Source organism: Aquabacterium lacunae (assembly GCF_004310865.1).
GTDB classification, from domain to species: domain Bacteria; phylum Pseudomonadota; class Gammaproteobacteria; order Burkholderiales; family Burkholderiaceae_C; genus Aquabacterium; species Aquabacterium lacunae.
In genome coordinates, this window is the sequence record NZ_SIXI01000005.1 from 352,377 (window position 1) to 366,539 (window position 14,163).

Genomic DNA, 14,163 nt, shown 5'->3' on the forward strand with positions numbered 1-14,163 from the left:
GCACCATGAACAAGCACACCCACCGTCTCGTCTTCTGTCGCCACCGCGGCATGCGCGTGCCCGCGGCCGAGAACACCCGCAGTGCAGGCAAGGCCGCTGGTGGCCAGACCCGCGCCACCGCGGTCAGCATGGTGTCGGCCGTGGTGCTCGGCACCCTGGGCTGGGCGGGGCTTCCGGGCGGGCCGGGCCAGGAGGCCCAGGCCCGCACGCTGGTGGGCAGTGTGCCTGCTGCACAGGGCACGGTCGTGCGCAAGGGCCACCAGGCCTGGCTCAACCGCACCCACCCCGGCAGCAACTTGCCCGTGCGTTCCACCGACAGCGAGCGCATCAAGGGCAATTCGCCGGAAGGTGAAGGGCTGCACTTCCAGATGAAGACGATGGACGACGGTCGGCGGCTCCTGATCGATCAGTACAAGCGCCAGATCATCATCAACTGGGACAGCTTCAACATCGCCCCCGGGTACATGGTGGAGTTTGATCAGGTCAGCGGTGGCACGGCCTTGAACAAGATCTGGGACCTCAAGCCCAGCGTCATCCTGGGCAGCATCAAGGCCAATGGCGAAGTGATCCTCGAATCGCAGAACGGCGGTTTCATTTTCGGCAACGGTGCGCGCGTGGATGCGCAACGCTTTGTGGCGTCGGCTCTGGCCCTCAGTTCGGCCGCGACCGATGAAAGGGATGATCTGAAAAAGTCCCTGGCCTTCGACGGCAGCAGCCCCAACGCATCGACGCATTACCGGCAGGGTGATGCCGAAGGCCTGGTGCGCGGTGTGGTGGTCGAGCCTGGGGCCGAGATCCGTGCGCTGGCCGGTGGCACGGTGATCCTCGTGGGCCCCAGTGTGGTCAATGCCGGGCGCATCGAAACCCCCGATGGCCAGACCGTCCTGGCCGCAGGTCAAAAGGTGTACGTGACATCGGCCGCAGCCGACCCCACGCAGCGGGGCCTGGTGGTGGCGGTCGACGCCTACGCCGAGCGCATCATCAACGAACTCGACGCGCAGGGCCAGCCTGTCAAGGACCTGGACGAAGACGGAACCGAAAAGACACGCACGCGCACCGAACACATCGACAACAGCGTGGTGAACGTGGCGGAGAACGCGGCAGGCGGCACGGTGGAAGCGCGTCGTGGCCTGATCAACCTGGTGGGCCTGGCAGTGCGGCAGAACGGTGTGCTGTCGGCCACCACGGCGGTCAAAGGCGACAACGGGGTCATCACCCTCGAGGCCGCATCAGAAGCCACTTTCATCGAGCAGAGCTGGAAGAACGGCGTGGACAGCCAGGGGCAGCCCCGGGATGGCGCCAGCCTCAGTCGGCCGTTGGGCCAGCAGATGGGCTTGCTGACCTTTGGCGCGGGCAGCCGCACCGAGATCACGCCCGACGGCCCCCGTGCGCCGCAAACCGCGCCTGTGCGCACCAGCTTTGCCGCGGGCCCCGAGGGGGACAGCCAGTTCAACCAGGCCAAGGCCGCTTACGAGGCCGTCACGCAGACCGACAGCGAGGTGTTCTTGCGGTCGCGCATCAGTGCCATGGGCAAGGACGTGACCGTGCAGTCGGGCGCTACCTTGGCTGCCCCTGCGGGCTTGATCGAGTTGCAGGCCCTCAGCGGGGCCCGCGGTGCTGTCAGCAACAACACGTCTTACCTGATCAACCCTTCGCAAGGCAGCGCACCCGAGGCCGATGACAGCCGCCTGACCATCGAGGCGGGGGCCACCGTCACCGTGGCCGGTCTGACCGATGTGAACCTGCCCACACAGCGCAACCAGCTCAGCGGGCGCCTGTTCAGCAGCGAACTGGCCGATGCGCCGGTGCAGCGCGGCGGCGTGCTGTACCGGCAGAACATCAAGGCCGATGCCGGGCAGGCTGTCACGGTGGCCAATGTGAAGGGCCTGTACGACGGCCTTCGCCGCGACGCGTGGGAGTGGATGACGGTGGGCGGGCACATCACCTTGGCCACGCAGGGTCAGCTGGGCGTGTCGGCGGGCAGCGTGCTGGATGTGTCCGGAGGCTCCGTGAAGTACGAGGCCGGCACGGTGGGCACCACCTTGCTGCGCAAGGGCGACCGCGTGCTGACGCTGGCCCAGGCCAACCCGGGCGAGCGCTATGACGAATTGATCGTGTCGGCCGATGGTACCGGGCGGTACGTGGGCTCGTTCATCCAGGGCTTTGACGCGGGTTCCTTGACGCTGTCAGGTGTTGCGGGCATGGCGGTGTCGCTGTCGGGCGTGAAGGGGGATGTGCGCAGCAACCTCACGCAGCGCAACGGCAAGACCGCCGAGCAATGGGCCGAGGCCTTGCGCAAAGCGGGCACGCTGGGTGCGAACGACAAGGCGCTGACCCACCCGGCCAACAGCCGCGCCATTGGCCGGCCGGCCGCGCTGAAGGTGGCGCCGCATCTGTACGCCAGCCTGCGCCCCATGCCCATGACCCTGGCCCTGGGCCAGACCGTCGGGCAGAGCGAGGCCTTTTCCTTGCAGCGTGGCCTGACCCTGGGCGGGCAGACCGCCCGGCCCGGGCACGACCTGATCGACCTGTCGGCTCTGCGCACATCGCTCGGCGCCTTGCAGGTGGCGGCCCCGCAGGTGGCCGTGGCCCCGGGCGCCACACTGCCGGTGGCTGCCGGCGGGCAGGTGCGCATGGAGTCCCTGGATGCGCTTGATTTCGGTGGCACCCTCGACGCGCCTCAGGCCACCGTGGTGCTGAAGTCCCGGCAGGGCGATGTCACCTTGTCGGGCACGGCCCAGATCGACCTTGCGGGCGACCAGGTCGACCTCCAGCGCCGAGGTGTCGTGGCCCCTGAGGTCTTGGCCGTTGACGGCGGCTCCTTGTTCCTGAATGCGGGCCTGTCCGTGCTGCAGCAAGCCGGCAGTGTGGTCAACCTGTCGGCCGGTCTGGTGCGCGAAGCCACAGGGGACACGCGGCAAGGCAAGGCGGGCCAGCTCTCGGTGGGCCTCAATGAATTCAAGACGCTGAACGATGAGGGCCAGATCACCCTGGCAGGGGCCTGGCAGATGGCGGGCACGCTCAAGGCCCTCGATTTCAACCAGGGTGGCAGCCTGTCGGTGTCGGGCTTGCGCACCTTGACCGTGGTCGATGCCGACGGGAACCTGGCCGATTCGCACAACGACCTGCAAGTGGCCAGCGGCTTATTCTCTGACCATGGTTTTGGCAAGTTCAGTTTCAAGGCCATTGGCGATGTGGCCGTGGCCTCGGGGGTGAACCTGACGCCGGTGCTGCGCAACCTGGTGGCCGATTTCCGCCAGTCGCGAGGTGCATTGGCCAAGGAAACGGTGCTGGACGAGAAGCTGCGCGCCGGCATGCAGTTGTCGCTGCAGGCCCAGGCTGCCCCTGCATTCGCCCTGAAGAACGACGGCGGTGCTTACCAAGGCATGGACCAGGCCGCCTCGGTACGCATTGGCGAAAAGGCCACGGTGAACATGGGCGCGGGCGGGCGCATCGGGCTGACGGCCGCAGGCAGTGTGCATGTGGCAGGCAGCCTGGTGGCCCGTGGGGGCGAAGTGGCCCTGGCCCTCTCGGGTGCACGCGGTGGCGGCACCGCCAGCGCACCGGACGCCGGTGGCGACAAGGTGGGCTACCTGCCTGACCAGCAGATCGTGTTGAGCGGCACCGGCAAGATCAACGTGTCGGGCATTGACCGCACCCGCGCCTTGAACAATGGCCGCCGTGACGGCGTGGTGCTGGCCGGTGGCACCGTGAGCTTCAACGCGCAAGGCGGTGCGGCCCAGGCGGTGCGTGGCAAGGTCATCACCGAAGCCAACTCAGAGATTTCGCTCAATGGTGCCCAGGGCGCCTTGAGCTTTGGCCGCGGCCAGAGCACCGCCTTGTTCGCCGGGGCAGGCGCCTTGTCCATTGAAAGCGCAGACGGGGTGTTGCTGCAAGGCGCGGTCAGTGCCAAGGCGCTCGATGCCAGCGTGGAGGGCGGCCGCCTGTCCGTGTCGCTCAGCCGCGAAGGCTTCAGCGACGACTACCTGCGTCAGCGCGACGGCGAAAACAACACGGTGTCGCAAGACCACCTGGGCGGCGAACGCACGCTGCGCGTGTCGGCCCGTGTGCCGAAAGACCTGGCCCAGTCGGAGGCCAGCGCCACCACCGCCCTGGTGTCGGCCGAGCTGATCAACAACTCGGGCTTCGAGCAGGTGCAACTGCGCGCCGAAGGGCGCGTGGTGCTGGAAAACAATGTCAGCCTGGGCGGGGCGGCCAGCAGCACGCCGCTGCGCGCCCTGGCCATCGACAGCCCCGTGTTGCAACTGGAGGGCACGGGCACGCACAGCCTGCAGGCCACGCGCGTGGCCTTGGGTGACGCCACCAACCCCTTGAAGGCCGGGCAGACCACCGCGGCTTTGCCCGCGCCCACCATGGCCGACCCTGCGGCCGATGCAGCCCAAGCCACCCTGAAGGTGAACGCCGGCCTGATCGAAGTGCACGGCCACAGCGTGCTGCAGGGGGTGGACCGCACCAAATTGCACGCCACCCTGGGCGCCAACCACCAGACCGACACGCGCACCGACGGCGAGGTGCGCCTGATCGGCCGCACCCAGGACACGAACAGTTCGGCCCTGACCGGCTCGTTGAACTTTGCAGGCGACCTGCTGATGCGTGCCGGCCAGGTGTACGCCACCACGCTCAGCCAGTTCTCGGTGCTGGGGCAGAACGTCTCGTACAACGTCGAAGAAAACAACCAGGTGGTGGACAAAACCCGCTTCGCCAGGATCGAGGTGAAGGCACAGGGTCCAGGCTCGACCAGCCGGACACCCCTGTCGGCACTGGCCCAGCTCAAGCTGCAGGCCCACACGCTCGACATCGATGGCGTGCTTCGGCAGCCGTTTGGCGCCATTGCGCTGAAGGGTGAAGGCTCGCTCACCCTGGGCGCCAACAGCGCCTTGTCGGTGTCTGGTGAGGGCCTCACGGTGCCCGTGGGGCGCACCATCGAGGGCACCACCTGGGTCTACACGCCGCAGGGCATCGGGCCCAACGGGGGCGCTTCGCTTGACCAGGCCAACGTCGTGCAGCAACTGGGGGCGGCCAACCTGGTCAAAGGCATTCATGTCGACGGTGCACAACTGACGGTCGACCCACAGTCGCGCATCGAGGCCCAGGCCGGCGGGCAGTTGCTCGCATGGGAGTTCCTGGAGGGCGTCATGGGCAGCAAGAACACGCTGTCGCGCCCGGGGGTGTATGCCATCGTGCCCAGCTACACCCACGACTTCGCACCCCATGACACCGAGATCCTGGCCACGCAGGCCAAGGCGGGCACCGATGGCACGGTGGGCAAGCGCATCACCCTGGCGCACGATGTCACCCGCACCGATGCGAACGGGCAGCAGGTGCTGCTGCCCAAGGGCACCTACACCCTGCTGCCGGCCGAATACGCCGTGCTGCCGGGGGCGTTGCTGGTGTCGGCCATCGACCAGGGCTCGGGTGCGCCCACGCAGTCGGCCATCGAGCAAGACGACGGTGGCGTGCGGGTGGGTGGTTACTTCACGGCAGCCGGCACGCGCCACACCCAGGGGAACGACCCCCGCCTGGCCTTCCTGGTGGAGCCGGAAGACACGGTGCGCCAGCAGTCCGATCTGTCGATCACGTCGGTGGCCCAGTTGCTCAGCCGCAATGCCGCCAAGCGCGCCCAGGCCTTGCCCGGCTTGCCCGGTGATGCCGGGCGCGTGAGCCTGCAGTCCACCAGCGGCTTTGACTGGGCCGCCCGCTACAACCTGGCCGGCGGGCAGTTCGACCTGGCCATGGGCACGAACATGGCCCTGGTGGCCAACGCCGATGTCCCGGCCGCCGACGAGGTGCACCAGGTCAGCGCTGAACAGCTGGCCGCCACACAGGCCGCCAGCGTGTTGCTGGGCGGTGTGCGTTCGGGCAGCACCTCGGCGCAAGAGGTCACCACCCTGGCCACATCGGTGCAGGTGCTGACCGACCACGGGTTGGCGGCAGAGGGCCAGGCTGCCCCTGCAGGCGAGCTGATCCTGGCCGCCCAAAAGAGCGTCACGGTGGCCGAGGGCAAGACCGTGCAGGCCAATGGCACCGACACAGGCCGCCAGAACGACATCACCTTCAAGGGCGCAGGCACGGCGTTGGTGGTCAGCCACCTGGCCAACACGGCGGTGCGCCGCGCGCTGGGCACCGAGACACCCGATGCCACCGCAGCGCTGACCCTGCGTGCCGACGCGCCGCAAGGCCAAGCCCGGCAGGCGGGCGCCATCTTGCGAGGCGCCGCCATCGACCTCGACAGCACCGGGTCGATCCTCGGCCTGGACGGAACCGTGGCCACCCTGGCTGCGCGCGGTGACTCGGGGGCCACGGTGGTCGAGACACGTCGGCTGGGACTGGGCGCACAGAGCCTGGCGGTGCTGCAAGCCGATGCCACCTTGACCGATCGCGAGCAGCTGACCTTGCGTTCGCCGGGCAGCATCACGCTGCAGACGGGCAGCACCCTGGGGGGTGAAAGCATGCAGCGCCTGGTGCTGGACGCGCCCGTGTTGAAGGGCTCGGGGCAGGGTGAAGCCGTGGCGCGCATCACCGCCCAGCAGGTGGTGCTGCGCAACAGCAGCGGTGTGGCGCCCAGTGCAGACAGCGGCACGGGCAACTTGCTGGTGGAGGCCGCGCCGCCGGTGCGTGACGCCACCGCCGACGGCATTCGCATCGAAGGCGGGCTGCAACGCCTGGCCTTTGCCAAGGCCGAACTCACAACCAAGGGAGACATCGTGTTCGCCGGCCAGGGCCAGCTGGCAGCGCAAGGCGCGCTGGACCTGACCGCCGCCCGCATCACGGCCGAAACCGGCGCACGCCACGGTGCGAAGGCTGAAGGTGCGCTGACCATCGCGGCGGCCACCAACGCTCGCACGCTGGGGGATGTGGTGGGCACGGGGGCCAAACTGGCCTTCACCGGCCAGAGTATCGCGCAGAAGGGCCGAATCGAGCTGACCTCCGGCCAGATCGATCTGGCCGGCACGAACGGTGTGGAGTTGGCCAAGCTCAGCTTGACCTCGGCCGCAGGTGCACGCATTCAGCAGGGTGACCGTGCCGTGGCCGCCACCGGCGGTGGCGCCGTGTCGGTGGTGTCCACACAAGGTCAAGTGCAACTCATGGGTGTGGTGGATGTGTCTGCGCCGCAGGCGGCCGACCTCAGCCAGGTGGGCGTGGCCGCGGGCAGCATCCGCCTGGAAGCCTTGGGTGCCAAGCAGGGCCTGATCGTGGGGGATGCTGCCGAACTCAAGGGCCGTGCCGACCAGCTCAGCCAGTCAGGCCGCCTGGACATCGACGCCGCTCGTGTGGTCACCCGGGATGTGGTGATAGGCTCAGACGGCAAGGAACAGTCCAAGGACACCGCGGTCGGTTCGCTCGACCGCCTGGCGGCACTGGCTCAGGCCGGTGGCATGGGCCGGGAAGTGTCGGTGCGCACCACCGAAGGCAACCTGACCCTGCAGAGTGGCCTGAGCGCCGGCCGCGTCTCGCTGACCGCAGACGACACCGCCGCGGGCCAGGGCCAGCTGATCCTGGGCCATCAAGCCAAAATCGACACCACCCAGGCCGCCCCGCGCGGCGGTGTGGTGTTGCTGGCCGCCCAGAACCGTGTGGCCTTGCAAGGGGCCAATGGTCAGGGGGCGAAGGTGACCGCCGGCGCCACCACGGGCCAGGGCTCGGGCGGCGACGTGCTCGTGCATGCCGCCCAGGGCGTGATCCAGATCGACCAGGGCGCCAGCATCAACGCCGGCAAGGGCCGTGTGGTGTTGCGCAGCCCGCTCAACGAAGCCGGCACGGCCCTGCGCACTTTGGGCAACGACTGGCCAGCGGACGAACGCACCACCCGCATCAACGGCGGCCTGACCGCCGGCGAGGTCAGCTACGAGGCGGTGAAGGTGGCACAGACCATCGGCAACCTGACCCTGGGCAGTGCACAGCTGACGAGCCTCAAGAACGCCGCCAGCGCGTTCTACACGCAGCGTGCCGACTCTGTCCGCAGCGGGCTGGGCCTTCAGACCGGCAGCGCCTTGGAGGTGCGGTACGGCCACGAGCTGCGCAGCACCGGCAACATGACCCTGGCTGCCGACTGGAACCTGTACACCGCAGGCAGCAAATCGTTCGACCTGACCTTGCGGGCCGGCGGTGACCTGACCTTGAACGGGCACCTCAGCGATGGCTTTGCCACGGCAGGCCCCGCGGCCGACTCGGCCACCACGCCCACGGCCATGCCCACGGCCACCACGCCCACGGACTACAAGGCCGCCTCCATGCGGTTGGTGGCGGGTGCCGACACCTCGTCGGCGCAGACCATGCGCACCCTGGCGCAGGCGCCCGATGCGAGCGGCAAACTGAAGGGCCACTTGACGGTGGCGGGCAGCAAGGTGGTGCGCACCACCGACGGCTCCATCGAGCTGGCCAGCGGCGCCAACACTGTGCTGCAGGAGGCTGGCGCGAAAGCCGAAGAGCGCACCCAGGCGGCGGTGTATGTGGCGGGGCGGCCCGTCGCGCCCACGGGCTCCGCCGCGGCACGCAGCACCTGGCAACGCTTCACCCAGCAAGGCGGTCGCCTTGAAGTGCACGCCCGGGGTGACATCACGGCGCCTGCGGCCATTCAGGGCTTTGGCAACTGGTTGCTGCACACCGGCAGCGGCAAAGAGGTGGCCTGGGCCAGCGATTTCGACGCCTTCCGCCAGGGCCTGGGCTCGATGGGCGGTGGTGACCTGCGCGTGGTGGCGGGGGGGCACATCCGCAACCTGACGGCTGCGGCGCCCACCAGCCTGATGCCGACCGATTCGCCTTCGCCCAGTGGTGCCGAGGTGCAGAACGGGGGCCACGTGACCGTGCGCGCAGGCGGCGACATTGCCGGTGGCATGTACCTGCTGGGCCGCGGCCAGGGTGCCCTGGAGGCCGCCGGGCAGATCACGGTGGGTGACCGCCGGACCGAAGCCTTGAGTGCATCGACCCAGTACCAGGCCATGGCGCCGGTGCTCGGCCTGATGGACGGCCAGTGGCGCCTGCAGGCCATGGGCGATGCCCAGGTCAGCGCGGTGTACAACCCGACCGCCCTGTCGGGAGCGACCGACACAGCGCGCGTCACGTCGGCGCGATCCGTGATGACCTACAGCGACGACGCAGCGGTCTCCATCCACAGCCTGGGTGGAGGCGTGGCCTGGCGTGCCGACCTGCTGCAGGGCCTCAGCAGCAGCAATGCGGTGCAGGCGGCATCGGGCCTGCTGGCCCTGCACTCCAGCTTCGGGGCCAAACGCAACAAGCTCACTGTGGGCAACAACGACGCCGCATCACGCCAGGTGCTGCAGACCCTGCCGGGCAGCTTCGAAGTCATGGCGCTGGGGGCCTTGTCGCTTGGCGGCTTCCCGGGCAACACCAGCGTGGCGTTCGAGTTGCCGCAGACCGACCTCTTGCTGGCGCCGTCTGCCAAGGGGCAGTTCCGCGTGCACGGTGCGCAGGGCGTGCGCCTGGCGCAACCCGAGTCGGGCGGCCGCCGCATCGCCATGCTGGACTTCGACCCCGCGGCTGCGGCAGGCGGCACGAAGCAGCCCGTCACCGGTTCGGTCAACTGGTCGGCCACCAACACGTTTGCGGTGGCCAATCTGCACCGCGAAAGCCGCACGCCAGCCGTGCTGACCGCCGGGGGTGACATCGATTTCCGCCGCACCAGCCTGAGCATGCCCAAGGCGCTGGCGGTGCTGGCCCAGGGCGACATCCTCAACCCTGCGGTGCGTATCCAGCACCACAGCGCGCAGGACATCAGCCGCATCGAGGCCGCCGGCAGCGTGGTGGGGGCCGACAACGGCCAGAACCCATCTCGCCCACTGGGTCTGATGCAGCTCAACGGTCCGGGTGAGCTGCAGGTGCAGGCTGGCCTGTCGCTGGACCTGCGCACGGCCGGCGGCATCGAGGCCACCGGCAATGGGGCCTCCTTGCGCGTGGCCTCGGGCATGCGCAGACAGGTGAAGGTGGACGAGCTGGTCGCCGAGTTCCTGGCGCCCGATGCCCAGGCGCGGGCGCAGCTGGTGCAGTACGTGCAGACCCAGCTGGCGGTCGACGGCCTGGGTTACGAGCAGGCCTTGGCGCTGTTCCGCGACATGACCCCCGAGCACCAGAACCACTTCGCCATGAAGCAGCTGGTGCTGCCCAAGTTCGCACGCGAATACGTGCAGCCTTCGGCGGGCACCGCCGACCCGATCTGGGCCTGGCTGGCCCGTGCCGGGGGTGTTTCGGTGGCCGATCAGGGTTCGGCCCTGTATGCCGAGTACCAGGCCGCACAGCGCACGCTGGTCACGCATGTGCAGAACCAGCAGGGCCTGAGCGGGCTGAGCTTCGAGCAGGCCCTGGCGCAGTACCGCGTCATGTCGAATGCCGACAAGGCCACTCTGGTCGACAAGCGACGCAGCATCAGCCCCCTGATGGCCATGGCCTTCTTGGCCGCAGAGCCCAGCGCCGTGTACGCGCAGGCCTGGCAGCAACGTGCGGCCGAGTTGAACCTGAAAGCCGACGACTTCGCCAGCGAAGCCTTCCAGCGCTTTGCCGAGCAGGTGCTGCTCAAGGAGGTTCAGCGCATCGGTTCGGTCGCCACGGCGGTGGCCGACTCGGCCAACCAGCTGTTCAACCCGCGCCGCGCCGCCACGCGTGACGCCATCTGGGCCGAAGTGTCCCGCATGGCCACGGCGGCGGGCTTGAACCGTGGCTTCGACTTCCAGGGGGACACCGACCTGTCGCGCAGCAAGGTGCATCTCACGGGCGCCAGCGGGGCTGGCCAGTCTTCGATCGACATGTTCACCCCAGGCGGCAAGGTGCAGGTGGGTTCGGCCACGGCCACGGCAGCCGATGCCCAGCAGGCGGCCACGCGCGGGCTGGCGGCATATGGCGGTGGCGATGTGCGGTCGTACTCGAAGGGCGATTTCCTGGTGGCCTCGCAGAAGGTGCACATCGTGGGCTCGGGCGACATCATGCTGTACGCGGCCGAAGGCGACATCGATTCGGGCCGTGGCTCGAACAATGCCGTGACCGTGCCGCCCAAGGTGGTGGTGGTCGATGCCTACGGCACCCCGCGCTGGACAGCGGGCAAGACCACCGTGGGCAGTGGCATGGCCATCTTCGTGGACGGTCAAGGCCGCCGCGAAGGCAAGATCAGCCTGCTGGCGCCGCGCGGCGAGGTGCGGGCGCTCGACGCCTTCATCGATGCGCCGTCGATCGAGCTGGCTGGCCCGGTGATCGGGGGCGACAACCTGCAGGGCAGTGTGGCGGGCAGTGCGCCGCCGCCGCCCGCGCCGGTGCCTGTGGCCGTCAACACGGGCCTGGGTGCCGAAACAGCAGCAGGTGAGGCCGAGAAGACCCTGAGCACCCAGAAGGAGCAGGCCAAGGCGCCCAGCTCGCTGCTCACGGTGGACGTGCTGGGCCTGGGCGATGCCGCCCTGCCTGCCACGGCAGCCGGTGAGCCCGCCCGGAAGGAAGAAGACAAGGCCACCCAGGACTCCCGCGACTGAGTGGTCGAGTGGCCTTTGTGACATTGGCGTGACCGGATCACGCAGGCTTTGTGGTCTGCGTGATCCATGCGCCAGGGGCACGGAGGACACATGCGGTGAAGAGAATTTCGGGTTGTTCCTGCCCACGTGATCCACCATGAATGTGTTGAAAAAAATCTGCGGTGCCCTGGCCTTGGGCACCCTGTTCCTGGCCCAGCCTGCCCATGCCTGGTGGAACGCCGACTTTGCACAACGCACCCGCTTCGTGCTGAACACCACGGCGCAGGGCGTCGAAACGCGCGAGGCCCTGTCGGGCACGGTGGTGCCCCTGCGCCTGCACTCGGGCAATTTCGACTTCCTGTCGGCCAAGCCCGATGGCAGCGACCTGCGTGTGGTCGCTGCCGACGACAAGACCCCGCTGAAATTCTGGGTGGAGCGCTTCGATGGCGCCAATGAGCTGGCCGTGGTGTGGGTGCAGGTGCCCAATACGCTGCCTGGCACCGACAAGAACGTGGTGCATGTGTATGCAGGCCACGAGGCCGCTGCCGCCGAGGCCACCAGCCCGGCCCTGTTCGATGGCGCCATGCGCGCAGCCATCTCGTTTGCAGGCAAGCCGGGCGAGCCCGCGGTGGACGCTTCGGGCCAGCTGCGCAGCACGGCCGGCGTGGCCCGCGAAGCCAATGGACTGATCGGCATGGCCGCACGCCTGGACGGGCAGCCCCTGCAATGGGCCGGTGAAGCCACCAAGGCCGCAGGCTCCGGGCCATACAGCGCCAGCCTGTGGTTCAAGCCCGAAACCCTGTCGGGCGTGCTGCTGCAGCAGGGCCCACTGCAGCTGAAGTTGACCAACGGCAAGGTGCAGGCACAACTGGGTGCCGCCACCGCTGCGGGTGGCGACCTGCCGCCCTCGGCCTGGGCGCACCTGGCCGTCACAGTGGGCAACGGCAAGCTCTCGCTGTATGTCAATGGCGCTCAGGCTGCGCAGGCCGATCTGCCGCAGGGCGTGGCGGGCATCGAAGGCCCCGTGCTGGTGGGGCAGGGCCTCACGGGCCTGGTCGATCAGCTCGAGGTGGCCGCCACCGTGCGCAGTGCCGACTGGTTGAAGTTTGCCCACGCTGCACAGAGCGCCGACGCCAAGCTCATGCTGTCCAACACCCAGACGCCCGACACCGCGGAGGCCGGCGAGGCCCATGAACAGGGCCATTTCGCCATCCTGGTGGACAACCTCACGGTGGACGCCTGGGTGGTCATCATCATCCTGGCCGTGATGTTCGTCATCGCGGCGTGGGTGATGTGGGACAAGGCTGTGCTGGTGGGCCGAGCCGACAAGGACAACATGAAGTTCCTGCAGAACTTCCGCAATGCGCGCGATGTGCTGGCGGTCGACATCCGTGGCATGAAGCATTCTCAGCTGGCGCGCCTGTACCAGGCCGGCCTGCGTGAACTGCACAAGCGCGATGTGGGGCAGGCCGGTGCAGCCAAGCTCTCGGGCGCTTCGATCGACGCGGTCAAGGCCGCTGTCGATGCCGACCTGATCCGCGAAAGCCACACCCTCAACAGCAAGATCGTGCTGCTGACCATTGCCATCTCGGGCGGCCCCTTCCTGGGCCTGCTGGGCACCGTGGTGGGCGTGATGATCACCTTCGCAGCCATTGCCGCGGCCGGTGACGTGAACGTCAACGCCATCGCCCCCGGCATCGCGGCGGCGCTGCTGGCCACCGTGGCTGGCCTGGCCGTGGCCATCCCGGCGCTGTTCGGCTACAACTACCTGGCTGCCCGCATCAAGAACATCTCGTCGGACATGGGCATCTTCGTCGACGAGTTCGTCACCCGCGTGGCCGAAACGCACGGAGCCCGCTGACATGGCTGGCGACGTCAAGGGCGACCTGCAGGCGTACGACGACATCAACGTCACGCCCATGCTGGACCTGGCCTATGTGCTGCTGGTGGTGTTCATCATCATGACGACCGCCTCGGTGCAAGGCGTCAAGGTCAACAGCCCGCTCACGCAGGCCGCCAACAACCTGGCCAAGCCGCAGACCAAGGGCATCACCATCACGGCCGACGGCCAGGTGTACCTCGACGCCTACCCGGTCAGCCTCGACGAGCTGCAGACCAACCTGGCCCAGTACAAGGCCGCCAACCCGGCCCTGCCGGTCGTGCTCAAGGCCGATGCGGCCGCCCAGTACGACAAGGTCATGCAGGTGCTTGAAATAGCCAAGCGCCTGGACATCACCGAGATTGGCCTGGCCACCAAACGCGCCCAGTGAGCGCCCGCTGAGGTATCCCCATGCAGGTTCAAGGCGAAACCAAACCCTACGACAGCATCAATGTCACACCGATGCTGGACCTGGCCTATGTGCTGCTGGTGGTGTTCATCCTGATGACCACCGCCTCGGTGCAGGGCCTCACGGTCAGCATGCCCAAGCCCAGCAACACCCCCAGTACCGAGAAGCACGAGCTCAAGGTGGTGCAGGTGGCGCCAGGCGGGCAGTTGATGGTCAATGGCGTACCGGTCACCCTGGCCCAGCTCGAACAGGAGCTGGTGCAGGCCAAGCAGCGCGACCCGAAGATGAGCGTGGCCATCAAGGGTGATGCACGCGCCCAGTACGCCCAGGTGGTGGCCGTGATCGATCTGTGCAACAAGCTGGAAGTGGCCATGGGCCTGGTCACTTCGCGGATCGGAACCTGA

At 68.3% G+C, this 14,163-nt stretch carries 4 protein-coding genes; all 4 read left to right on the forward strand.

Going from position 1 to position 14,163, the window contains the following annotated elements:
• The first annotated feature begins 5 nt into the window (after positions 1 to 5).
• The 4 genes from EYS42_RS13630 (at position 6) to EYS42_RS13645 (ending at position 14,163) form a co-directional block, all read left to right on the forward strand.
• Positions 6 to 11,492 (forward strand): filamentous hemagglutinin family protein, encoded by an 11,487-nt coding sequence (locus tag EYS42_RS13630; RefSeq protein WP_130968733.1) that lies wholly within the window; start codon positions 6 to 8, stop codon positions 11,490 to 11,492.
• 136 nt (positions 11,493 to 11,628) lie between these two features.
• A complete protein-coding gene (locus EYS42_RS13635) occupies positions 11,629 to 13,332 on the forward strand; it encodes a DUF2341 domain-containing protein (protein WP_130968734.1) in 1,704 nt (567 codons plus the stop codon).
• 1 nt (position 13,333) lies between these two features.
• Entirely contained in the window at positions 13,334 to 13,741 is a 408-nt protein-coding gene (locus EYS42_RS13640) for an ExbD/TolR family protein (protein ID WP_130968735.1), read from the forward strand.
• Positions 13,742 to 13,761: 20 nt separating this feature from the next.
• A complete protein-coding gene (locus EYS42_RS13645) occupies positions 13,762 to 14,163 on the forward strand; it encodes an ExbD/TolR family protein (protein ID WP_130968736.1) in 402 nt (133 codons plus the stop codon).